The following is a 21,533-nucleotide window of genomic DNA, read 5'->3' as shown; positions in this document are numbered from 1 at the left end:
GTCCATCCGGGCGCCGGTACGGCGCCCTCATTCCTTAGGACACCTCGCGCCGTCATTCCTCACACGGCTCGCGCAGCGCACACCGCCTACCATCGAGGAGTACGTGCGCGGGCCGCGACAGGCGTCTTCGGTAGGAAGCGAGCGGCAGATGCGTAACCGGATCGGCCCCCAGCCCCCACGCGGCGCAAGCCCCCCAACGCGGCCGCCAACGCTGCCGTCCGCCGGCGTCGCCGCAGAGCAGGCCCTTGCCGACGCCCTGGACGACGGCACGCTGGCGGTCCGGGCCTCGGAAGGGGATGAAGACGCCTTCGCCGTCCTTGTCCGCCGCCACAGCGGCCGACTGCTCGCCCTCGCCCAGCATCTCCTCGGCAATCGGACGGACGCCGAGGACGCGGTCCAGGAAGCCTTCCTCAGCGCCTGGAGGCGGCTGCCGGAATTCCGGCACAGCGCCTCGTTCGGCACCTGGATGTACCGGATCGTGACGAACCGATGCCTCAACACGCTGCGCCACCCGCCCCACCCGCTGCCCCTGGACACCCTCCCCGAACCCGCTGCCGTGGCCGCGGACAGCTCACCGCCCCGAATCGCCGAAACGGACGCAGCGGCGGCCGCCCTGACGAAAGCGCTCCTGGGATTGCGCCCCGAGCTTCGGGTGTGCTGGGTACTGCGGGAACTGCACGGCCTGCACTACGACGAGATCGCCCACGTGGTGGGCAGCAGCGAACAAACGGTGCGCGGCAGACTCTTTCGCGCACGACGCGCTTTGATGGAGGCGATGCGCCCATGGCGCTAGACGACCCGCACCCCACCTCCGGCGACGAGCCCGAAAGGGTGGGCGCCGCCAGGGCCGAAGCGCCTCTGCGCCCCGACGCCGAGCATCTGGCCGGCGCCGAGCTGCTGCCCTGCGGACGCCCCCTCGGCCGTGCCTGGAAACAGGCCCGCGACGCGGCCGACGCCGCAGATCCGCACAGCAGCCACTGCCCCTACTGCCGCGACGCAATCGAAGGCCTGACAGCCCTGGACCGGGCGACCAGGGCTCTGCGCGCCGAGGAACAGCCTGACGGCCAAAGCCTCGCCACCCGGGTCATCAATGCGGTCCGCTCCGAGGTGCGGCTGGGCACCGTGCTGCTACTGGACGACCCCGATCACGACCTGCGCATCTCCGAGAGCGCCGCCGCGAAAGTCCTGCGCCGGGCTGCCGACACGGTGCCCGGCGTCCGCGCCGCCAGCTGCCGCGTGATCCCCGCGAAGGGCAGCCACGCCGTCGCCATGACGTTGGCAGCCACACTCGACCAGCCATTGCGAGGACGAGCGGAGGGAGTACGCCGAGCCGTCCTTCATACGGCTGAGCACGTCCTCGGCATCGCCGTCACCACCGTGGACGTGGAAATCAACGCCGTGCTGGAACCCTCCCGCGTGCCGGTGGCGAACGGGCGGAGCTGAGCCGATAATGACCACCTCCCACCGCGAGAACATCCACCGAGCGGCAGCGAGGGCCGCCCTGGACGCACCCGGCGTGGCCGCGCTCCAGCCCACGCTCGCCGACCGGCTGGCGCTGGCGGCGTTGCACGTGCACCGGTCCCGGGCTGCAGGAACCACCCCGCACCGCGAGGCGGCCGGCATCCGCTGCGAACTCACTCCGGACAGCGGTTGGAACGTGGAGGTGCGGTGCGTGCTGCACGCGGACCGCCGCGTCGTCGATGTCGCCCGGCAGGTCCGCGAAGACGTGCGGACCGCCGTCACCGCCTACCTGGCCTGGCACGGCCCGGCTGTACCCGTCACCGTCATGGTCACCGTCACCCGCACCGTCTAGACCGATCGGTCGCGTCCGCTTGTTTTGTTGCGGGTCCGTGATCAGCGGACCGGTGTGGAGCGGATGCGCTTCTTGCCCGTCGGCTTCTTTTTCTCGGCCCACGCCAGCGGGGCGGCACTCCGGGCGCGGGCGGACCGGTAACCCGCAGAGGTACGGCTAGGGCGTGCGATCGCCGTGCGCCTGCCCGTCAGCCGACCCGGCGACCCTGCTTCGGCCGTGGAAGCGGGGCGCCGCACGGCGGGTGGACCTGGCCGGCAGTGCCCTCGTGGGTGAAGGGCCTGGCATGTTTGCAGAGGATTCGACGGGACAGTCGCCTCTTATGGAGGACACCCCGGCTCCCTCGAACAGGGACATGCGCGATGACAGCCGTCGGCCCGGCCCCGAAGCGGGCCCCGAGCAGCCCGCCCACGGCCCCGGCCCCGAACCCGATGTCGAGCGGAACGCTCCCGACGACCCTACGGACCTCCCGAAGAAGTCCTGGTCAGCGGTGCTGAAGCGGACGCTGAAGGAGTTCCAGGGCGACGAGCTGGCCGATCGGGCCGCCGCACTGACCTACTACAGCGTTCTGTCCCTCTTCCCCGCCCTTCTGGTGCTGGTGTCGCTACTCGGAGTGGCCGGCGCATCCACCACCCAATCCGTCCTGGACAACCTCCAGCGGCTGGCCCCGGGCGCCGCGCGTGACATCGTTTCGGGCGCGGTCCGCCAGCTCCAGGGCGGTCCGGGCGCCGGGTCGGTCCTGGCGGCGGTCGGCCTGGTCGCCGCGGTGTGGTCCGCCTCCGGATACGTCGCGGCGTTCATCCGTTCCTCGAACGTCGTCTACGACATTCCGGAAGGCCGACCGGTGTGGAAGGTGCTGCCCCTGCGGCTGGCCCTCACCGCCGCCCTGATGGTCATGGCGACGGTCAGCGCCCTGATCGTGGTCTTCACCGGCAGCCTCGCCCGCCGTGCGGGAGACATCCTCGGGCTCGGCGAAACGGCGGTCACCGTGTGGTCGATCGCGAAATGGCCCGTGCTGGTACTGCTGATCACCGTCATGATCGCCGTGCTGTACTGGGCGGCTCCGAACGCCAAGGGACGCGGCTTCCGCTGGGTCACCCCAGGCAGCTTCCTCGCGCTGGTGATCTGGATGGCCGCCTCCGCCGGCTTCGCCCTTTACACGGCCAACTTCGGCTCGTACAACAAGACGTACGGCACGTTGGCAGGCGTGATCATCTTCCTGATCTGGCTGTGGATCAGCAATCTCGCCATCCTCCTCGGCCTGGAATTCGACGCCGAGATGAGCCGCGAACGCGCCATCGTCGGCGGACTGCCCGAGCAGGAAGAGCCGTACGTGGAGCCGCGCGACACCCGCGAGTGGGATGAAAAGGAGAAGCAGCGTGCCATGTGACCGGGCCGAGCCGCTCGCTCACCGTGTCACCGGGCCGCGATCGGGGGCCTGGCCCGTATATGGAGCGCGCAGGCTGTCGCAGGCCGCGCACGGGACCGGGCGCCATCCCCTCACCCGGGTCGACCAGGATGCCGTCTTGCTGCGGCGGGCGGATGGGACAGGACCATCACCGTTCCGGGGCGCCGGCCCGATATATGATCTTGCTGTAGCTGGCGTGATCACGGCCCCCGAGCTGTCATGGACAGCTCGCTGTCATGGCAGCCAGGTTTGATAACCTGCGACGATGGACGAGGTATTGGACGAGGGGCCGTTCTTTCACGGCACAAAGGCCAAGCTACGGGTCGGCGATCACCTCACCGCGGGTTTCCGCTCCAACTACCGGCCCGACATCGTGATGAACCACATCTACTTCACTGCTTTGCGCGATGGCGCGGGACTCGCCGCCGAACTCGCCTCCGGGGAAGGGACCCCGCGAGTGTATGTCGTCGAACCGACCGGGAAGTTCGAGAACGACCCCAACGTCACCGACAAGAAGTTCCCTGGTAATCCCACCCGCTCCTATCGCAGCAGGGATCCGCTCCTGATCGTCGGCGAGGTCACCGACTGGAGGCGACAGACGCCCGAAGCTCTGCAGATGTGGCGAGACCGGCTGGCCGCAATCCGTCTGGATGACCGCGCCGAAATCATCAACTAAAGGTTGCCCCGTAACTGCTGGCCACGAGTGAGGTGATCTTGCTGTGGCTGGTGTGATCACGGCATCGGAGCCGTCCTGCATAGCCCCGTTCACCAGGCTGAGCCCGCGTGCCTTCGGGAAGCTGGTGCCGGTTTTGCGGCGTGAGGGTGCGGACGCGGTCCGCAAGGGCCGGCCATGGAGCCTTCCGCTGGAGGACCGGGCCCTACTGGCCCCCTCGGCACACGCTCGGATGGCCTGGACCAAGGAGTCGGTACGAGCCGCCGCGCGCGCCGCGAACGACACCGTCTTCGCCGGGCAGCTGCCCCACGCTCTGGAGGATGGAAGCGCCTAGCTGCTCCTGCACCATGTCACCCAGTGGATCTGGAGACTCTCAGGCGATATGGCTCGGCTCAGTTCACCGGACAAGAGCAGTGTGTCGGCGACCAGAGTCACTCGCTTCGCCAAGTCCTCGAATGCGGCAACATCAGCGGAGACCCCTACGTAATATCGGGACCGCGAGAGATTCTTCTGGTCCGTCAGTCTGGATCCGGCACGCCCCCACATGCGGCTCCGGTAGCGCACGGCAACTAGCTCAGAGTCATCTCGCTCGTCCGAAGACAGCTGGAGAAGAAACTCCGCATCGTCCGGGCAACGCAACGTCCTTGTCCTGAACCGGCTGGCGGCGTCGCATCATGGAGCGATTGTGCAGGACCAGTTGCGATGCTGGCGTCAGCTCCCGGTTCACGGCCCGGCACAACGCAGGTCCGCCCGAGCGAGTGCCCCAGCAGACTCCCGCCCGCCAGGGCACTGGCAACACCACGTCGTCCCCGTGGGTGAACTGGCACGCCCTTGGCAGCCGGTCGTCCTCCTGATCGACACCGGACGGCAGCAACTTCGTCGCCTCGTGACAGCCATGATCACTACAACCGCCCAGGCTGAGCAGGAGACAGTCATCCCGCCCTGGCTGACGCCGATCCAGTGCCACCGCCGCACCCATTCACACAGACTCTGTGCAGATTCGGTGATCCAGCACAGTCGGCAAGTCGCTCAGCCAACCTACACAACCCCGGGTCAGAAGCGTGACGACTACTCAGTTCACTGACCGGCCGCAGTCTCCGATCGGTGACGCTGCTCAACGCCCGGCTGCTACTCGGCGAAAATCACACCGCAGTTCGGCACTCATCTTCAGTACATCCTCGGCACCAACCCTTCAGGCACACTGCTGGAGTCCGGCGATCACGAGACCACCGTTAGCACGATCTTGCCTTGGAGGTGGCCCTGCGCGGCTCGTGTGTGTGCGCTGCCCGCCTCGGGCAGCGGGTAGGTGCTGTCCACCCCGACCTGGAGCTTGCCCTCGTCGAACAGGCGCCCGATCTCGGCGAGCTGGGGGCCGTTGGAACGCACCTGAGTGTCCGAGACTGTGATGCCCAGACTCGCCGTCTCTTCCGGGTCGTACTGGGCGAAGAACACCGGAAGCATGGTGCCGCCGCGCTTGAGCACGGTCAGGAAGCGTGAGCTGTGCGGGCCACCGACGGTGTCTATCACCAGGTCGACGCCGCTGACCACGTCCGCGGCCTGCGTCCTGGTGTAGTCGATGAACTCATCGGCGCCGAGCTTGCGCAGGAACTGCTCGTGCCGCCCCGAGGCCACCGCGATCACGTGTGCCCCCTTCCATTTCGCCAGCTGCACCGCGAAGTGGCCCACTCCACCGGCGGCCCCGTTGACCAGCACGGTCATCCCCGGCGTGATCGGCACCGGCTGGTGCACCTGGCCGGTGAAAGGAGACGGCACGTCGTGGCCGAGATCAACCAGGTACTGCCAGGCCGTAAGCACGGCCATCGGCGCCCCAGCCGCCTGTACGTGGTCGATACCGGTCGGCTTGTGAGCCAGGTCCGAAGCCGACGCGGCCACGTACTCGGCGTACGTCCGGCCGTCGAATCCGGGGAACCGCAGCATGCCGAAGACCTCGTCACCGACGGCGAACCCCAGCACGTCCGGAGCGACCGCCTGGACCACGCCTGACATGTCCGTTCCGGGGATCAGGGGGAACTCCAGCGCCGGCCTCATCTCGGCCGGCATGACCTTCATCCCCTCACGCAGGTACAAGTCCGGCGGGTTGATGCCCGCCGCGTGCACCCGGACGAGCACCTCGCCCGGGCCGATCTCGGGAAGCGGCACCTCGTCATACTGCAAAACTTCCGGGCCGCCCGCTTCGTGGAGCTGGATCGCCTTCATCGCACCTGTCGCTTTCTTGGGGAAACGTTGTTCCTTCAGTCAAGGCCCAGGACGGCATGGCCGTCCAAGACCGGTTCGGCAACTAGTCATTCCGAAACGGCATAACGCGTAGGCTGGAAGGGTGAACGATCTCGGACAGGACCTGGAACTGCGGCTGGTGCGCTACTTCACCGTGGTGGCGGCGCACCAGCACTTCGGCCGGGCCGCCACCGACTTGCACGTGGCCCAGCCGGCACTGAGCCGCCAGATTCAACGGCTCGAGAAGTATCTCGGCGTACGACTGCTGGACCGCGTACCCCAGGGGACCCGGCTCACTCCGGCTGGCCAGAGGTTCCTCCCCCAGGCCCAAGCCCTGCTGCAGGCCGCCCGCCAGGCCGAACTGGCCGTGCGTGAACAAGCCGAGACCGAACGAATCACCATCGGCTACGTTGAAGACCTGGTGATCACTGCCGCCGTACGGGAACTGCGCCGCCGTTACCCGGACGCCGAGATCGCCACCCGGTACCTGAGCTGCCGCGACGTCGGGGCGCTGGCCGACAAGCGCGTCGACGCCCTGATCGCGCGGGCCCCGCTGCCGCTTGCCGCCGACGACGTGTTCACCACTCCACTGTACGAGGAGCCCCGGATGCTCGTGGTCCCGCGCGGCCATCCCTTGGCCGACCGCGCTTCGGTGACCGCGGAAGAACTGGCCGGCGAGAAGGCGGCGCCGTGCGCGTTCGAAACCGCGGACTGGACTTCCTACCGGATCCTCGGAGCCGGCGTGCCGCCGGTCGAGAGCTACGAGGACAAGCTCGAACTCATCGCGAGTGGCAGGGCGATCGCCGTGCTACCGGTCGGCGATCGGCGTAGCTCACTGCGTCCCGACCTCGTCACCGTCCCGATCAAGGGCGCTCCCCCCAGCCAGGTCGTCCTGGTCAGCCGCAAGGGCGACCCGAATCCGATGGTCAGGAATCTCCGGCCGGCGGCCAAGGCCGTCCTGACCTCCCCGGCAGCCTGACCGGAAACAGCCGAGCCGCTCGGCGCTGAACTGCACCAAGCGGTGCTCACGCGCGCCGTGTTCGTCGCGCATCTGCCGGTATCGCTCGGGGCAAGCGTCGTACGTCCCCTGACCTGATGCATCTGTGTTCGTCGAGGGCTTCGGCTGGTGTCGAGCAGCCTTTTCAGAAGTGGAGCAAGGCCGCTTGCTGAGGAGTTCGAAGCCGACACGGCCGAACATCTGGCGCTTCAGCATCTTGATCCGCTTGACGTGCCCCTGGACGACTCCGGAGTTCCACTGCTGTGAGAGTCCGGCGGTGACGGAGCCGAGGTCCCGCTCCAGGTGCCGGCCGAATCGCTGGAGGCTGGGCAGGTCTGAGGTGGTCGCCGCTTCGATCCATGCCGGCAACCGGTGGCCCTGTAACTGGGTGAGCATGTGGGCGAAGGAGCGGACGTGTCCGGCGAGTGCGTCCAGTTCGGGGAGGTTCGCCAGTACGTCCTTGAGTTGGATCCGGTCCCTCTCGGTCAACCGCTTCGGGACGGGTGAGGGTCCAGCGGTGACGGCTCGGGCGGATGGCGGGCGGGGGCCGACTGGCTGGGTTTGTCGCGGAGCTTTCCGGCTGACGCAGGAAGCGCCGGACCCGCGCTCTCGTCGAGTGACCCGGTGACGCTGACCATGAGGAACAGGGCAGCATGATCCGCCGCTAGATCATCTGGCGAACAAGCGCGCTGCCGACGAACGCCTCCGCCAAGTCGCCCCCGGGGCGAACGTCGCCTGGCGCAGCCCTGGAGGGTCTGTCTCGCTGATGCGGCTGGGCCGCAAGCGAGACAGTATGTAAACTCTGGTTCCCATGCGAGGATTCGGAAACTATAGTTGTCGCATGATGGTCTCTGAGATCACCCCGGAAGAGCAGGCAGAACTCCACAAGGCGCTGTACGACGCCTTGAATCCGCTGGCCTCGGCGATTCGCTCCCAACAGACCGGATCGCCCGCAGACCGCATGTGGGAAGCACATCCCGTTGACGTGGCACTGTCCGTCCTGGCCGCTTGGAAGGTGATGGATGCCGAGGTCAGGCGATTGACCGCGCACGCGGCAGCAACCGCCGGCTCCTACGGTGCCAGTTACGAGCAGATGGGGGCTGTCTGGGGCATCACCCGGCAGGGTGCCCGTAAGAAATGGCCCGACGCCGTCAGCCGCTCAGCGCCCGCGACGGCGGGCAGGAGCACGCTCGCACTCTACGGGGGGACGGCCGAACTGGTGCAGGCGCCGTCCGGTGACTGGAGTTGGACAGGTGTGGGCGCTGATGGAGCATCCGCCGCGGTCACCGATGGGGCGCGCTACGCGACCGCGGAGGAAGCCGCAGCCCATGCGGGAGTTTTCCTCAAAGAACACGCCCTCGACGCAGTCGACCGTTCCTAGGGTCTGTCTGACAAACGGTCTTGGGCGGGTTCGCGGAGCCGGAGGATCAGTGAGGCGAGGTGGACTCCGGCCTTGTAGCGGGTGGCCAGTTGGTCGAAGCGGGTGGCGATCGCGCGAAACTGCTTGAGGCGGTTGAAGCAGCGTTCGACCACGTTGCGGGCCTGGTAGAGCTCTCGGTCGAAGGCCGGCGGCCTCCGCCGGTCTGTCCGCGCCGCACACGGTTGGCCTTCTGATCCGCCCGCTCCGCGATCACCGGCTTGGCGTGGAACCGCTACGCACACTGTCTTCCGAATCCGGCTCTACAGCAGGAGTCGCAACACCGGACTCCTCACCGTGGCAACAACCATTGCGGGGGTGACTGTGACGGCTGCGATCCTGCCCTTCATACAGTCACTCGCCACGCAGGCCGGTCAGCGAGCGTTCGAAGCAGCACGGCGACCGCCCGCCGCATGATCGGCCGACATGCAGGCGACGCCCCAGCCATCCATCGACAAGTGCAGGTAACCGTCGAGGAGACGGCCACTGGCTGCGCTTCCATCGTGCCGCCGCGTCTCCCCGACGTGCTCGCCGGTCTCAGCGGTCAACTCGGCTATGTACTGGTTGACTTCGTCCTTCAGTGCGGCGGCCGGCATCCGGCGGGCGCCCTCGCGGACGATCTCATCGATCAGGGAGCCGGAGTGGATGGAGCCGTCATCGGTGACTACGTTGAGCGCGGGCGTGTCTTCCCGACCCGCGCTGCAACGCGGGCCAACTCGGAGACCATCACAGGATCACTCGGGAAGGTAGGCCTCCCGCGTGCATTGCTCCGAGCCACGGCCAGCTCCTGATGCGGAGCGTCGGGCGCCCTGACGAGCCTGGCGGGCCCGAGACAACGATGGACCTTCTGTTCAAGCCCGTCGCAGTGGTGAAGGTCAGTACCGGCTACCGCGGCTCGGCGATCAGGTGCGCGACCGAGGCCGAGAGCGCGGAGGTCAAGGCCGACCACGCCAGCATTTCCTTCGGCCGGGAGCCGATCAGGCACCCAGAGCGGCTGCCTCCTGGGCGGTCCGGTTGAAGGTGTGGATGTGAGCGGTCGTGTCCATCGTGTTCGAGGCGAGCCAGGTGGGGATCCACTCCAGGGGCGGCGCATCGCTGAGGGGCACGCAGGCGACGCCGGAACGGGCGTAATAGAGGGCTGCCTGGGCGCCCACCACGAAGGCGCCGTGGCCGGCGCCGATCAGGGCCAGGGCCTCCTGGAACGTCTCGAAGTCCGGGCCGGTCTCGATGGGGTGGCCGGCCGGGGTCCTCAGCGGTGTACGCGCCTTGCGCCAGTAGTCAGGGACGGTCTGGGCCACCTGGAGGAGCCTGACCTGTACGAGATCCTCCATCGAGACGCTGTCCCGGCGGGCCAGGGGGTGGCCGTCGGAGACGGCCAGCATCCGCGATTCGGAGAACAGGACCGGACCGTTGATCATCCCGGGCTCCTGGTGGGGCAGGGAGACGATGAGCAGGTCCACGTCCCCGCGCCGCAGCCGGGGGAACCCGTCGACGATCTGAAGCTCTCTGGGTACGGCCCGGGCGCCGGGGTGGCGCTGGGCGAACAGTTCGGCGGCCTGGACCATGAGTTGTCCCGCGGCGGCACCGACGAAACCGACCCGCAGCACGCTCTGAACGCCCTGCGCGGCATTGATCGCCTTCACCAGCCCGGCCTCGATCTGCCGGTAGGCCGGAAGCAGATCGTCGTGGAGTTGCTGTCCGGCCGGGGTGAGGCGGACCCGGCGGCTGGTGCGTTCGAACAGCGGCGTGCCGATCCGACGCTCCAGCCTCTTGATGGTCTGACTGATCCGGCCAGTGGTCAGGTGTAGGCGTTCGGCGGTGCGCCCGAAGTGCAGTTCCTGGGCCAGTGTCAGGAACGCTTCCCATTCCAGCCGTTCCAGCACCAGTCCTCCTTGGTTGTTGAACCCCGCTAAACAAACGTTCCAGTATGACGCCTTGTTGGCGGCTCCGTCACCCCGCAGGGTTGGTACGCAACCTTCGATCCCGGGAGAACGACATGACGCACCCTGGCACGCACCAGCACCACCACGCGGGCCATGGCGCCGTGCACGGTGGCGGGGCGAGTCGGCGGACGGCCGCGCAGGCAACCCTGCACTGCCTGACCGGCTGCGCCGTCGGCGAGATCCTCGGGATGGTGCTCGGCACGGCCCTCGGCCTGCACAACGGCGCGACCGTGGTGCTGTCGGTGCTACTGGCCTTCGCCTTCGGCTACGCCCTCACCATGCGCGGCGTACTCAAGGCCGGCCTGGACGTCCGGGCCGCCATGACGGTCGCGCTGGCCGCCGGCCCTGTGTCGATCCTAGTAGTGGAACTGATCGACGATACCGTGATGGTCACCGTCCCCGGTGCGATGGACGCCGGCCTCGGCGACCTCCTGTTCCGGATCGCGCTGGCGGGCTCGCTCGCCCTCGCGTTCACCCTGATCGTTCCGGTCAGCAGGTGGATGATCGGCCGCGGTCGCGGCCACGCCGTGGTTCACGCCCCCCACCAGCACTGAACGGTGGTCGACTTCATGTTCCGTGATCGTCCTGTGGACACCGAGCAGCTGCATGCCGAGATCCGAGCCCTGACCGACCGCGCCGAGATCACCGATCTCTTCGACCGTTACCTCCGGTCCCTCGACGACCGGCAGTTCGACGAGGCGTGGGCCGAGTCCTTCTTCACCGAGGACGCCAGCACCAAGACCCCGGCCGGGTACGTCCGGGGGCGGGACGCCATCCTGGGCAACGTCCGTACCGCTCTCGGCCTCTTCGACCGCACCGTGCACTTCGGTTCCAACTACGTCATCGAGGTGGCCGATGACCGGGCCACCCTGCGCGGAAACCAGCTCAGCACCCACGTACTCGCCGCCGGCCGGAGCCTCTTCCTGTCCGGCGGACGTACCGTCAACGAGCTGCTCCGTACGGCCTACGGCTGGCGGCTCAAGCGAGCCGACCTGCACGTCACCTGGACCCAGGGCAACCCTCCCGTGCTCCCGCCCGAGCTCATCCAGGGCCAGCCCTGATCGCCTTGACCTCAAGTCAACTTCATGTTTGAGGCTCTACGCATGCCGAACCAAACCGCCTCCCGCCGTCTCCCCGTCCCCGCCGCTCCGCACCCCACCACCGCCGACGCCCGCCCGTTGCCCGACGCCCGCCCGCTGTCCGCCGCTCTCCCGTTGTCCGGGGCCCTGCTCGACGGGATCGCCGGGCGGCTCGCCGCCGCCACGGTGGTCGGCATCGGAGAGTCCACCCGCTTCTCCCACGAGACCTTCGGGGTGCGGGACCAGTTGTTCCGCCGGCTGATCCGGGAGCACGGGTTCCGCGCGCTGGCCGTTCAGGACAGCGCTGGTGCGGCGGCGGCCCTCGACGCGTACGTGCGCGGCGGCGAGGGCACGGCCGCGTCCGCGCTGGCGGGGGCCTGGGGGCCGTGGCGCACGGCGGAGATGGCCGCCACCCTGGAGTGGATCCGGGCGTTCAACCGGGACCACGCGAACGACGCGGTCCGGGTCTTCGGTGTGAAGCCCGTTCAGGCGCGGAGCGCCGATTACGACGCCGTCCTGGACCACGTCCGCGGCACGGCGCCGGATCGGCTCGCGGAGGTGGCGTCCCACCTGGATCCCATCCGTACCGCCCACGAGACCGAGGAGCACGTGCAGCGCGCGCGGGGGATCCACCCGGGGCGCCCGTTCGCCGAGCACGCCCGCGATGCCCTCGCCCTGGTCGCGTCCCTGCCCGGTGCCGACGAGGTGCGGGGGAAGATGCGGTTGATCGTGGACTTCCACGAGCACAGCGTCGCCGGGCGGGCCAACTACGTGGGCGAGGCCGAGGCGTGGGCCGGGGTCGTCGCCGCCTTCCAGCGCCGGACCGGCCTGCGCACGGTCTACTGGGACGGCATCGCGCACACGTCGGCGGCCGAGACCCTCCTGGGTGTGGTGCCCGAGCGCGGCCCGCAGGCCACCGTCGGCAGCCTGCTGCGCAAGGGCTACGGCGGGCAGTACTCCTCCGTGGCGATCGGCGTCCACCACGGGGACCTCGGGATCGCCGTCCTGCCGGAGCCGGCCGCCGGCCTGGTCGACGCGAGGCTCGGCACGGACGACCTCCCCGCCCGGTGGCTGGACCTGCGCGACGAGGACACCCGCCGCCGATGGGACGGACCGGCGAAGGCCCGGGTCATCAGCGGCGTCTACACCCCGGCCCGGGATGCCGCCGAGTACCTGGCCGTCGCCTCCCTGGCCGACGCCTTCGACGTGCTCATCCAAGTCCGCCAGGCTTCCCCGGTGCGGCGCCTGCCCTGACCACCTCAGGGCCCGGGGGTGGGAGCCGGACCCGCCGGCCTCCTCCGTCCGGCTCCAACACCTCGTACGCGCCACCCAGTCCCGCTCGATGTCCTCGCCGGAGCAGTCGGAGTCACCCACCATTCTCTGGGGCTTCATGGGTGTGCGATTGGAGTTTCCGCAGCTCAGGAGCGGTCACGAGCACCGTAACGGATGCAACAGGTGTGGTGCAGGGGCTACTCGCCCTCGCCGTCCGCGGTGCATCGGGCGATCTTGAGGCGGGACCGGAATACTCAGAAATCTGCCGTGCTGATCGGTAAGCGCTGGTCAGCAGGCAGCCGAGCCTGTGAGGGAGCGCCGGCCACAAACCGGGGCGGTGGCGGTCGACCGGCCTGGTTCGCGGCCCGGAATCGCGAAATTGCCGACCAGATCATGCCGTTACGGGAAGGCACTCGGCGAGCAGGTCGACGATGTCGTGCCAGGCTCTCTGCGCGTGGCGTGGGTGGTAGCCAACGCCGGGGACCACGAGGTGGTCGACCGGCGGGTGGTGGAAGGCGTGCAAGGCGCCGCCGTAGACCACGAGGCGCCAATCGACACCTGCGGCCTGCATCTCGGCGGTGAACGCGTCCCGTTGCGCGGGCGGCATGATCGGGTCATCCGATCCGACCCCGGCCCACACCGGGCAGCGGATGCGCGCCGCCTCGCCCGGTCGGCCCGTGGTAGTTGCGTTGACTGTCCCGATCGCCCGCAGGTCGACGCCGTCGCGTCCGAGTTCCAGCGCGATGGCGCCCCCGGTGCCGTAGCCGACGGCGGCGATCCGGTCGGGGTCGGTCCGCGGTTCGGCGCGCAGCACGTCGAGCGCCGCGTGGCCGATGCCCCGCATCCGGCCGGGATCAGCGAGCAGCGGCAGGCAACGGGCCAGCATCTCCTCGGGGTCACCCAAATAGCGCCCGCCGTGAAGGTCGAAGGCCAGCGCTACATATCCCAGCTCGGCAAGAGCATCGGCCCGACGGCGCTCGACGTCACTGAGCCCCATGCCCTCTGGCCCGAGCAGCACCGCGGGCCGGCGGTCGACACCGGCCGGGACGGCGAGGTGCCCGATCATCGTCCGACCGTCGGCCTGGTACTCGACCGTGCGCGTCGTAATCGTCATGAGACTGGACCGTAGTGATTGTCGAGATCGGTCGGGACGGTGTTCACCGCTGGCAGAACAGCGCGGGTATGCCTCTGAAATGCGGCGATGGCTCACAAGATCCGTCACAGACCCCGTTCGCGACAACCCGGTTCCCGGCCGCGAGAGACCGGGACCGGGTTGTTGCGGGCGCGTGCGCTCACCCGGGCGGGTTGGGTGAGCGGTCGACGTGGCGGTTGAGCTGGGCCATGAGCTCGCGGTTGGCAGCGCGGGTGGCGGCGAGGTCGTCGTCGCGTACCTGGGGTTGCAGTTCCAGGTCGATCGCCTGCTGTTCGAGGGTGGCGATCCGGGCCTTGAGCTGCTCGCTGTCATCGGGGCCGCCGATGCCCACCTCGCGCCAGACCTGCTCGCCGAGTGCTTGGCTGAGGCGCTGTTCGAGGTGGCGGACCTGGGTGGCGAGGCGGGCGGTGCGGGGCGTCAGCGGCTGCGAGATCGGCCTTGAGCGATGCACGGCTGACGGTGGGGCCGTTGCCGCCGGGGGTGGTGGCCGGTTCAGCGGCCTGGGCGTGAATGTGGGCGAGGAGGTCGCGGTGGCGGTAGAGGAAGGTGCGGTCGACGCCCGCGTGGCGGGCGATCGCGGCGACGGTGATGTCCGTGCCGTTCTTCGCGGCGTCAGCGAGGGATGCCAGGACGCGTTGGCGTCGGCGTCCGGTGTCGGCGCGGCGGCCTTCGATCACGGCCTGTCGTAGCGCACCCGGCGCCAGCCCTGTTCGTCGTGCGCTGGCGGTGCGCGATCGCGATGGGCCAGCCGAGCCGGTGGTAGGCGGCGGCGCTTTCGATGTGTCGCGGCCGTGCAGGGCGTGCAGGGTGTCACCCATGTCGCCCCGTATCCGCTCGGAGTCGCCAGGAACCGGACGTGCCGGCTTCCCCTCCACACTCGGCGTCGGACCGCCGGGGCGGAGGCCCGACAGGCCCTGCCACGGGGGACGTCACTCCATGGACGGGCGAAAAAACCATTCCCCGGACGGCCGCCCGGCCTAGTGCTGCCCCGCGCATGTTCTCGGAGGGGGCCGGAGGACGAGCCTGGACGCGTCGGTCGTGTCAGGCGGGTGCGAAATGCGCGGCGGCTTCGGCGGGCGTGGTTGTTTGGCGGCGTCAGGGAACGTCGTGGACGGCGGTTGCGCCGTCGGAGCACAGTTGGTCGGCGGCGGTGTGTCGGGCCATGATCGCGGCGTAGGCACGGATGTCTGCGGCGGTGATGTCGGTGCGGCCTCGCTCCGCGTGCTGCTGGAGGAGGTCGGCGAGGTCCGGGTTGAATCGCAGTGTGGTCACCGGGGCGTTGAAGCGCCTGGCGATGGCGATGAGTCGTGCGCGCGCCTGGACCTCACGTTTGATCCGAATCCTCAACGCCTTCGATGATGCGGAAGTCGCGCTCGACGGCGTCGGACAGGGCGAGCAACGCCTGCTGGTACGCCTCACTCGCGCGAGCGGCGACAGCCTGTTCGAAGCTGTCGAACTCGACCAGGATGACGCGCTCCGCGACGCCGTCCTCGTGGGCGACGACCCGCCCGCCGCGGGCGAGCGTCCGTCCGCCTCCGGCCTTGACGGCCGCAGCGGCCAGCTTGTTGTAGGCCGCCAGCTTCTCGGGGTCGGAAATGGTGCGGTAGACGCTGACCCAGTAGCCCTTGGCCACGAGAACCTCCAGTGTTCGGAAAGTGCGCGTCCGAGAATGCACGTCGGAAAGTGCACGTCTGACGCCGGATGCACTGCTGCGAGCGAGCGTACCCGGCGGAAGATCACCGGGGTGGTTCAGGGAACGTACTGGTCAGCGACGCACCGGAGCCTCGCCGTCGAGCAGGGGTTGTAGGAGTGGGATGTACAGATCGGCGACTTCGTCGGGGGCCAGGCTCGTCAGCTGGTCGGCCTGGACGGTCGCGTACAGGGCCCCGAGGCCGAGCAGCACGCCGATGGCCAGTTCCGCTCGCAGCCCGGCGTCCGGCCCGGGGAGTCGGGCGGCGAGGGCGTCGATGACCTGCGTGCGGAAGTTGGCCCGGGCCTGTCCGCCGAGTTCCAGGTGGTGACGGGAGAAGGCGATGCGCAGGATCGGGTCGCGGGTCTGGCCGCGCTGGGTGGCGAGCAGGTGCAGGACCATGTGCCGGGCGAGGCCGTCCAAAGGGGCGTCGAACAGGGCGGTGGCGTCGGCGTCGAAGGTGAAGACCTGGTTGAACAGGTGCTCCTTGGAGCCGTAGTACTTCATCACGAGCGCCGGGCTGACGCCCGCGTCATCGGCGATGGCGCCGATGGTCGTGTCGGCGTAGGCATGGCGCGCGAACGCACGCCGGGCGGCGGCGAGGATCTCCGCGCGCCGCGCGTCGGCGTCACGCGGTCGTGCCGCCCGGTCCTCCGGTGCCGGGCCGGGCGTCGGCGGCGCCGGCACCGGTGCCGGTGCCGGCGGGTTCCTGGACGTCGTTCGCGGGCGGCCGCTGCGGGGGGAGACGGAGCTCGGGCCGGGCATCGTGTTCAGCCTCCTGGAGGGGGGACGGCGCGGGTCGGGGCTGGCGCGGGATGAGGCGGGCGGCCGCACAGGCCAGCAACGCGACCGCCCCCGCCGCGGCGAAGGCCCCGCGGTACCCGTCCAGGGTAGGCGCCGCCACGGCCGCGCCCGACACGCCGGCGAACACGCGGGTGTGCTGCGCCAGCACGGTGGCGACCACCGCGCTGCACAGGGCCTGCCCGATGGTGCGCATGAGGACGTTGAGGCCGTTCGCCGCGGCGGTCTGCTCCAGCGGCACCGCTCGCATGATCAGCATGGGCAGCGCGGAGTAGGCGAGCGCCGTGCCCACCGACACCACGGCCGCACCGGCGATGACCGCCCACAACTGCCGACTGTCGGCGAAGCGCAGCCCGTACCCGGCCGCGATGACCACCGTGCCCAGGGTCAGCGTGGCCTTGGCCCCACGGGCGGCGGACAGTCGGGCGGACAAGGAAGCGCACAGCACCATGATCACACCACTGGGCAGCAGGCACGCACCCGCCGCCACCACCGAGAGACCCAGACCGTACCCGGTGATCCGAGGCGTCTGGATCAGCTGCGCGGTGACGAGGGAGTTGGCGTAGAACGCGAACCCGGCCAACAACGCGGCCACATGCGGCAGCAGAACCGCCGGACGCATCGCGAGCCGCACGTCCACCAGCGGCCGCGACACCCGGCGCTGCTGGACGGTCCACCCCGCCAGGATCAGCAGCGCCGCCCCCGACAGACCCAGAACCCGCCGACTGCCCCACCCCCACTCACCCGCCTTGGACAACGCCAACAGCAGAAGCACCAGCCCCACACTCAGCCCGCACGCCCCGACCAGGTCGAACCGCCCCGGCGACCGAACCGGCTCCTCCCGCAGCACCCACCACGCGAGCACGAGCACCGCCGCCGAGAGCACGGTCATCGCCCAGAACATCGCATGCCAGTCCGCGAACTGCACCAGCAGCGCGGCCAGTGGCAGACCGAGAGCAGCACCGATCCCCACCGTCGAACTCATCAGCGCCACCGCCGAACCCGTCCGATGCGGCGGCAGCACGCCCCGCAGGAAACTGATCGACAGCGGCACCACCGCGGCCCCCACCCCCTGCAGTCCACGGCCGGCCAAAAGCCACGGGAGGGTGGAGGCGAACGAGCACACCAGCGACCCGACGGCGAGCGCACCGAGCGCGACCAACAACATCCGCCGCTTGCCGTACATGTCCCCGGCCCGCCCCAGCAACGGCGTCGCGACCGCCCCGGTCAGCAACGTGAGCGTGACCACCCACCCGACATCGACCGGCGCCGCGCCGGTCAGCCGAGGCAACTGCGGCAGCAGCGGTACGACTGCGGTCTGCACCAGCGTGGTGACGATACCCCCTGCCGCCAGAACGGCCATGACGCGGCGATCGCCGGACGGGGACGGGGACGGAGATGGGGGCGGCGAATCAGTGGGCACCGCGAAACCCCCTTGAAGGTGAATGACGTTCACCACTGTAGGTGAACGTCATTCACCTCGCAATGCTTCCGTGGTGGTGGAGCAGGGCGAAGGTCTGCTCGACGACGTAGCGGAGCATGCCCAACGGCGAATTCACCGCTGGTGGGGTCGTCGATCCAGCTCCTTGCCAGCCGATCGAGGCCCACTTCTTACGGATCTCGCCCATCACGGAGGGGGCGCCAGTGTCGGTTGTGGTGGTGGTGCTTGAAGGCGCCGCGCATCACGTAGACCACGGCGGCGACGTCGACGACGGCCAGCGCTATGTCGACGACCGACCGCACCAGCGCCCACACCGCCGCGACCGCCCCCGCCCGGGCCCCCTCGGCGAGCCGGTAGACGGTGCAGGCGCCCAAAGCGGCGATTGCCGAGGCTCACCAGCGTTCTCGCAGCTCGGTCAGCGACAGCGACAGCGACACCGTGCGCCTGGGCGAGCGGGTCTGGTCGACAGCCTGACAGGCCAGCGCATGGGCGGCCCTCTCCCCCGGCGCGTGACCCTGCCGCTCCTCGTACTTGGCCGTGAGAACAGACAGCGCATCCTCGATCTGCCGGCGCCGGGTCGACTGCCAGCCGATTAGCCGCTGGTCGATCCCGGCGATCTCCATGACCGGCCTGCGGCCGGGCGTCACCTCGCGCGGCTCCCACGCCCATCCGAGCCGGGCCGTGACCTCCTCCCTGAAGTGGAGGGAGGGTGTCGGCCGCGACGATGTGGGCCAGCGTCGAGTCCGCCGACAGGTTGCCCCACCTCCAGGCCCCGTCCGGCCGCCGGGCGCGGATCGACACCACCGCGTGATCGTGCAGGAGCGGTTTCATCTCGGCCGCCCGGCACTCGTAGAGCCGGAACACCGCCACGATCAGCCCGTCCCGGACCGACTTGCGCTGCTTGGGATTCGATTTCTCGTGAATCACCCGTGACTCCAGGGCGGAGCCCCGGCGACCTCGCGGAATGGTCAGCCGCGCCTTCCGCGTGGCGGGTTGGCGGAGCGCCAGCCAACCCGACCCTCGCTCCTCCGCTGTGCCGAGGGTCTTCAGCCCACGTCACCCGGCCGCCTGCCCCACGAATGCGCGGGTGTTGCTCCGGGCGGTGACGTGCGCGGGCGGCTCGACGCCGTCCGCGAGCAGGGTATCGGGCTCCGGTTCACCCCAGGTGGCGACCAGGGGGAGGACTCCGGCCCAGATTCCGAGGGCGGCGTCGGGGCCGTCGCCGTCCTCCGGGCCGCCGGTGCTCGTCTTGACCGACGCCTCCTCGAGCGACATGCAGAGCAACGCGGTCGCCGCCATCTCCTTGGCGCTGGGCTGCCGCGCGTAGTCCCACTGCCCGGGTGTGGCCTGCTCGGTCAGGCAGCGCAGACCCTCCAGCTTCTCCTCCGTGTCCGTGACCAGGCGCGGGACGCCGTAGATCATCGCGCTGCGGTAGTTGACGCCGTGCTCGAACACCGACCGGGCGAGCACGAGGCCGTCCACGTGCGTCACCGTCACGCACACCGTCGCCCCAGGTGAGGCGACCAGGCTTCGGCTGGCCACGGACCCGTGGAAGTAGAGGTTGCGGCCGTCGCTGCCGTAGACGGTGGGGACGACCATGGGGTAGCCGTCGACGACCACCCCGAAGTGGCACATGAAGCCCGCGTCCAGGATCGCGTTGAGTACGGCACGGTCGAGACTTCCCTGAGCCCTCAGGCGACGGTGACGGGTTCGGTCCATCTCCGGCAGCGTGGAGGGAAGTTGGCTGTGGTTCACGTACGCCTCTTTCACAAGTGCGTTATCAGTCTGGGGACTTCACGAAACGGCGGACGGGCCGGGGCGTGCGGCAGGAGCCTGCGGACCCGTCGGCGCGATGCACCCGACGCTAACGATATCGCCACTCGTTCGCCAGTATTCAACGAAATCAGTTCAGTGAAGGGTGCAGCACAACGGAAACCCTCGCGCACTGCCATCGCAGGCCTCCCGCACTGACGGACGACCCCACGCGTGCCCGACACCGCCGGCACCGCCCTGCAGCATCTGCGTGACGTGCACGCCTTCCACTGGTACGTCATACCGCTGCTTCTGATCGTTCTGTACGTCTACGCCACCGAGGCGGAGCGGCGTAACCGGAACGGGCATGGACTGGTTCAACGAGATCTGGAACGCCCCGGTCCTCCACTTCACCGGACGGGCCCCGGTATGGGGCGCGCCGGGCGGTGATTCGGCCTACCTGATCCTGATCGGCCTGAACATCGAGATCTGCTTCATGTTCTCCGTGCTCGGCGTGGTCGCGGCCAAGTTGCTGCCGGCCGACAAGTCATTGCGCGTGCTCAGCCTGCCCAACCGGTGGGTACGAGGTGGGTTCACTGCTCACTCTGGACGCCGTCGCACTGGTCGTCTTCATCTCTCTCGAATGGATCTGACATGCTTCGCTCCTTACTGGCCGCCTCCCTCCTTACGGCCGTGACCCTCGCCCCGGCACCCCGGCCGCAGCCACCACCGATCCGTGCCAACGGGCCGGACCCGCGGGCCTGGCCGGCCTCATACCGGACCGCAGCAGCCTGGGGCTCTTCGCGCTGCAGCCGGCAGCCGTCGACCTGCCGTCGCAGATCCACCTGCGGGGGGACCACGGGCACCTTCAACCGACGGTGGTCCTTCGCCCTGCGCAAGGGCCACCTCGACTCCTACCGCCCCGCCCTGCGCGCCCCTCGTCCGCGACCGGCTCAAGTCCGCCCGGTTTCACTGACGCCCACGTCACCGTCAGCGTCACCGACCAGACGAGGACCGTCGCCCGTCTCGACCTGTCCCTGAACCGCACCTGACGAGCAAGCACCACCTACCCGGGCGGGGGCGGCCCGGCATGCTCAAGGGGGTTGGGGGATGTAAGAGAGCTGAGGACAGCACTCGTGGCACTGACGGCGAGAGAGCTGCCCGCAGCGCCCGCTTTGCAGGCGTTCGCCCGGCCCAGGGGCGCGGGCCGGCTGGTCATCGCACGGAAGACGGTGGCTGAGGCCCGGGAGGGGCCGGCCGTTCAGCCCAGGAGCTCCCGGCGCAGGGCGCGGAGACCGTGGCCGGGTGATGATGGCGCCCAGCCAGTTCTGCCCGGGCCCGATCCCGTTCGGCGTCGGCTCCGGCGTCGGCGTGCCGGGCGGCTTCCAGGCGCCGCTCGTGCTCCCGCGCCCGCCGTGTCCCGCGCCGGGTCGGGCGGCGGCCCCGACGGGCGCCGGTGGGGTACGAGGGGCCGCGGAGGGCACGATGGCGCCCGGGGCGGGCGCCACGCCTGCGAATCCGTTGTGGTCGACGTCAGCCGCAGGCCGTGTAGGCCATCAGCTCGCCGCCGGAGGACGGGACGTGGGCGATGGCGAAACGGGGGTACCGTTCACCGGTTTCGGAGTCATACCCGGACGGGTCGGAAGGTCGTGGGGCGCCTCCTGTGGTCGCGCGGAGCGGGGCCGCTACGGCGGCACGGAGGAGGTCGCTGCGTCGGTAGATGCACCGTTTCGACTTTCCTGCCGGTGGGTTGTGGGCCGCGCCCGTCGCTGGAGGAACAGTACCTACGCCGCCGCGGTGGCCGGAGGCGGGCAGGCGCGGGCTCGCCGGGGCGGGCCGGTGACGAAGCACGGGCGGGGTGT

General features: G+C 69.6%; 22 protein-coding genes and 4 pseudogenes. 13 read left to right on the top strand and 13 right to left on the bottom strand.

The genetic code is table 11. The features are described 5' to 3' along the window. The first annotated feature begins 148 nt into the window (after positions 1-148). From AB4039_RS04365 to AB4039_RS04340, 6 genes and pseudogenes are all read left to right on the top strand, one after another. Positions 149-793 carry an RNA polymerase sigma factor gene (locus AB4039_RS04365; protein WP_442270006.1) on the top strand — a complete coding sequence of 215 codons (645 nt, stop codon included), beginning with the start codon at positions 149-151 and terminating at the stop codon, positions 791-793. After that, positions 784-1,443: a hypothetical protein gene (locus AB4039_RS04360; protein WP_266844216.1), complete on the top strand. Its 660-nt coding sequence runs from the start codon at positions 784-786 to the stop codon at positions 1,441-1,443. Before AB4039_RS04365 ends, AB4039_RS04360 begins: the two co-directional genes overlap by 10 nt. A gap of 7 nt (positions 1,444-1,450) precedes the next feature. Continuing rightward, positions 1,451-1,813, top strand: a complete 363-nt coding sequence (locus AB4039_RS04355; protein WP_266844217.1) for a hypothetical protein — start codon at positions 1,451-1,453, stop codon at positions 1,811-1,813. A 319-nt stretch (positions 1,814-2,132) separates the two neighbouring features. Next, positions 2,133-3,200, top strand: a complete 1,068-nt coding sequence (locus tag AB4039_RS04350; RefSeq protein WP_442270005.1) for a YihY/virulence factor BrkB family protein — start codon at positions 2,133-2,135, stop codon at positions 3,198-3,200. 283 nt (positions 3,201-3,483) lie between these two features. After that, positions 3,484-3,894, top strand: a complete 411-nt coding sequence (gene arr, locus AB4039_RS04345; protein WP_266844219.1) for an NAD(+)--rifampin ADP-ribosyltransferase — start codon at positions 3,484-3,486, stop codon at positions 3,892-3,894. Positions 3,895-3,937: 43 nt separating this feature from the next. Continuing rightward, positions 3,938-4,102 (top strand): annotated as a pseudogene (locus tag AB4039_RS04340) (IS5/IS1182 family transposase); the annotation flags it as partial. A gap of 1,007 nt (positions 4,103-5,109) precedes the next feature. Here the strand turns inward: AB4039_RS04340 and AB4039_RS04335 are convergent. Next, positions 5,110-6,108 carry an NADP-dependent oxidoreductase gene (locus AB4039_RS04335; protein WP_266844223.1) on the bottom strand — a complete coding sequence of 333 codons (999 nt, stop codon included), beginning with the start codon at positions 6,106-6,108 and terminating at the stop codon, positions 5,110-5,112. A gap of 121 nt (positions 6,109-6,229) precedes the next feature. Between AB4039_RS04335 and AB4039_RS04330 the strand changes: the two genes are divergently transcribed. Next, complete coding sequence (locus AB4039_RS04330) at positions 6,230-7,105, top strand: LysR family transcriptional regulator (RefSeq protein WP_442270004.1); 876 nt, start codon at positions 6,230-6,232, stop codon at positions 7,103-7,105. Between the two features lie 171 nt (positions 7,106-7,276). Here AB4039_RS04330 and AB4039_RS04325 read toward each other — a convergent pair. Further along, positions 7,277-7,612 (bottom strand): annotated as a pseudogene (locus tag AB4039_RS04325) (transposase); the annotation flags it as partial. 352 nt (positions 7,613-7,964) lie between these two features. Between AB4039_RS04325 and AB4039_RS04320 the strand changes: the two are divergent. Next, positions 7,965-8,504, top strand: coding sequence for a hypothetical protein (locus AB4039_RS04320; protein ID WP_266844225.1), 540 nt, complete (start codon positions 7,965-7,967; stop codon positions 8,502-8,504). On the opposite strand, the pseudogene AB4039_RS04315 reads toward AB4039_RS04320, so the two are convergent. From AB4039_RS04315 to AB4039_RS04305, 3 genes and pseudogenes are all read right to left on the bottom strand, one after another. Next, positions 8,501-8,763 (bottom strand): annotated as a pseudogene (locus AB4039_RS04315) (IS5/IS1182 family transposase); the annotation flags it as partial. The gene AB4039_RS04320 and the pseudogene AB4039_RS04315 sit on opposite strands and share 4 nt — an antisense overlap. 151 nt (positions 8,764-8,914) lie before the next feature. Further along, entirely contained in the window at positions 8,915-9,136 is a 222-nt protein-coding gene (locus AB4039_RS04310; protein ID WP_266844226.1) for a hypothetical protein, read from the bottom strand. A gap of 381 nt (positions 9,137-9,517) precedes the next feature. Next, positions 9,518-10,423, bottom strand: coding sequence for a LysR family transcriptional regulator (locus AB4039_RS04305; RefSeq protein ID WP_442270003.1), 906 nt, complete (start codon positions 10,421-10,423; stop codon positions 9,518-9,520). A 113-nt stretch (positions 10,424-10,536) separates the two neighbouring features. Between AB4039_RS04305 and AB4039_RS04300 the strand changes: the two genes are divergently transcribed. From AB4039_RS04300 to AB4039_RS04290, 3 genes are read left to right on the top strand one after another with little or no spacing between them, the layout of a single operon-like run. Then, the gene (locus tag AB4039_RS04300; RefSeq protein WP_266844230.1) at positions 10,537-11,037 is read left to right on the top strand and encodes a DUF4396 domain-containing protein; all 501 of its coding nucleotides are present in this window, start codon (positions 10,537-10,539) and stop codon (positions 11,035-11,037) included. Positions 11,038-11,070: 33 nt separating this feature from the next. Next, positions 11,071-11,544, top strand: a complete 474-nt coding sequence (locus tag AB4039_RS04295; RefSeq protein ID WP_266844232.1) for a nuclear transport factor 2 family protein — start codon at positions 11,071-11,073, stop codon at positions 11,542-11,544. A 42-nt stretch (positions 11,545-11,586) separates the two neighbouring features. After that, positions 11,587-12,816 (top strand): erythromycin esterase family protein, encoded by a 1,230-nt coding sequence (locus AB4039_RS04290; RefSeq protein ID WP_442270002.1) that lies wholly within the window; start codon positions 11,587-11,589, stop codon positions 12,814-12,816. A 409-nt stretch (positions 12,817-13,225) separates the two neighbouring features. Here the strand turns inward: AB4039_RS04290 and AB4039_RS04285 are convergent, their stop codons facing one another. Together AB4039_RS04285 and AB4039_RS04280 are read right to left on the bottom strand one after the other, a co-directional pair. Then, complete coding sequence (locus AB4039_RS04285) at positions 13,226-13,948, bottom strand: dienelactone hydrolase family protein (protein WP_442270001.1); 723 nt, start codon at positions 13,946-13,948, stop codon at positions 13,226-13,228. A gap of 178 nt (positions 13,949-14,126) precedes the next feature. Continuing rightward, positions 14,127-14,438 (bottom strand): hypothetical protein, encoded by a 312-nt coding sequence (locus AB4039_RS04280; protein WP_266844237.1) that lies wholly within the window; start codon positions 14,436-14,438, stop codon positions 14,127-14,129. A gap of 79 nt (positions 14,439-14,517) precedes the next feature. On the opposite strand from AB4039_RS04280, the gene AB4039_RS04275 reads away from it, so the two are divergent. After that, positions 14,518-14,676, top strand: coding sequence for a hypothetical protein (locus AB4039_RS04275; RefSeq protein ID WP_266844239.1), 159 nt, complete (start codon positions 14,518-14,520; stop codon positions 14,674-14,676). A 406-nt stretch (positions 14,677-15,082) separates the two neighbouring features. On the opposite strand, the gene AB4039_RS04270 is transcribed toward AB4039_RS04275, so the two are convergent. The 6 genes and pseudogenes from AB4039_RS04270 to AB4039_RS04245 form a co-directional block, all read right to left on the bottom strand. After that, positions 15,083-15,259, bottom strand: coding sequence for a hypothetical protein (locus AB4039_RS04270; RefSeq protein WP_442270000.1), 177 nt, complete (start codon positions 15,257-15,259; stop codon positions 15,083-15,085). A 52-nt stretch (positions 15,260-15,311) separates the two neighbouring features. After that, on the bottom strand, positions 15,312-15,620 hold the full coding sequence (locus AB4039_RS04265) for a DUF1330 domain-containing protein (RefSeq protein WP_266844242.1): 309 nt from the start codon (positions 15,618-15,620) through the stop codon (positions 15,312-15,314). Positions 15,621-15,752: 132 nt separating this feature from the next. After that, positions 15,753-16,364, bottom strand: a complete 612-nt coding sequence (locus tag AB4039_RS04260; protein WP_266844244.1) for a TetR/AcrR family transcriptional regulator — start codon at positions 16,362-16,364, stop codon at positions 15,753-15,755. Beyond that, entirely contained in the window at positions 16,306-17,841 is a 1,536-nt protein-coding gene (locus AB4039_RS04255; protein ID WP_442269999.1) for an MFS transporter, read from the bottom strand. The genes AB4039_RS04260 and AB4039_RS04255 overlap by 59 nt, the downstream gene beginning before the upstream one ends. 293 nt (positions 17,842-18,134) lie before the next feature. Beyond that, a pseudogene (locus tag AB4039_RS04250) lies at positions 18,135-18,831 on the bottom strand (relaxase domain-containing protein); the annotation flags it as partial. 144 nt (positions 18,832-18,975) lie between these two features. Further along, complete coding sequence (locus AB4039_RS04245) at positions 18,976-19,638, bottom strand: pyridoxamine 5'-phosphate oxidase family protein (RefSeq protein WP_266844247.1); 663 nt, start codon at positions 19,636-19,638, stop codon at positions 18,976-18,978. Between the two features lie 400 nt (positions 19,639-20,038). On the opposite strand from AB4039_RS04245, the gene AB4039_RS04240 reads away from it, so the two are divergent. Further along, a complete protein-coding gene (locus AB4039_RS04240; RefSeq protein WP_266844249.1) occupies positions 20,039-20,368 on the top strand; it encodes a hypothetical protein in 330 nt (109 codons plus the stop codon). Positions 20,369-21,533: the final 1,165 nt, after the last annotated feature.

The organism is Streptomyces sp. M-16, assembly GCF_052114405.1.
Classification (GTDB): domain Bacteria; phylum Actinomycetota; class Actinomycetes; order Streptomycetales; family Streptomycetaceae; genus Streptomyces.
The sequence above is the reverse complement of the archived record's forward strand: the minus strand, read 5'-3'. Positions and strand labels throughout refer to the sequence as shown.

What these genes read in the sequence shown, in the direction of transcription:
- AB4039_RS04365 (WP_442270006.1), top strand. Translation starts at nt 149, where the DNA reads ATGCGTAACCGGATCGGCCCCCAGCCCCCACGCGGCGCAAGCCCCCCA.
- AB4039_RS04360 (WP_266844216.1), top strand. Translation starts at nt 784, where the DNA reads ATGGCGCTAGACGACCCGCACCCCACCTCCGGCGACGAGCCCGAAAGG.
- AB4039_RS04355 (WP_266844217.1), top strand. Translation starts at nt 1,451, where the DNA reads ATGACCACCTCCCACCGCGAGAACATCCACCGAGCGGCAGCGAGGGCC.
- AB4039_RS04350 (WP_442270005.1), top strand. Translation starts at nt 2,133, where the DNA reads ATGGAGGACACCCCGGCTCCCTCGAACAGGGACATGCGCGATGACAGC.
- arr (WP_266844219.1), top strand. Translation starts at nt 3,484, where the DNA reads ATGGACGAGGTATTGGACGAGGGGCCGTTCTTTCACGGCACAAAGGCC.
- AB4039_RS04335 (WP_266844223.1), bottom strand. Translation starts at nt 6,108, where the DNA reads ATGAAGGCGATCCAGCTCCACGAAGCGGGCGGCCCGGAAGTTTTGCAG.
- AB4039_RS04320 (WP_266844225.1), top strand. Translation starts at nt 7,965, where the DNA reads ATGATGGTCTCTGAGATCACCCCGGAAGAGCAGGCAGAACTCCACAAG.
- AB4039_RS04310 (WP_266844226.1), bottom strand. Translation starts at nt 9,136, where the DNA reads ATGCCGGCCGCCGCACTGAAGGACGAAGTCAACCAGTACATAGCCGAG.
- AB4039_RS04300 (WP_266844230.1), top strand. Translation starts at nt 10,537, where the DNA reads ATGACGCACCCTGGCACGCACCAGCACCACCACGCGGGCCATGGCGCC.
- AB4039_RS04290 (WP_442270002.1), top strand. Translation starts at nt 11,587, where the DNA reads ATGCCGAACCAAACCGCCTCCCGCCGTCTCCCCGTCCCCGCCGCTCCG.
- AB4039_RS04285 (WP_442270001.1), bottom strand. Translation starts at nt 13,948, where the DNA reads ATGACGATTACGACGCGCACGGTCGAGTACCAGGCCGACGGTCGGACG.
- AB4039_RS04255 (WP_442269999.1), bottom strand. Translation starts at nt 17,841, where the DNA reads ATGGCCGTTCTGGCGGCAGGGGGTATCGTCACCACGCTGGTGCAGACC.
- AB4039_RS04245 (WP_266844247.1), bottom strand. Translation starts at nt 19,638, where the DNA reads ATGGACCGAACCCGTCACCGTCGCCTGAGGGCTCAGGGAAGTCTCGAC.
- AB4039_RS04240 (WP_266844249.1), top strand. Translation starts at nt 20,039, where the DNA reads ATGGACTGGTTCAACGAGATCTGGAACGCCCCGGTCCTCCACTTCACC.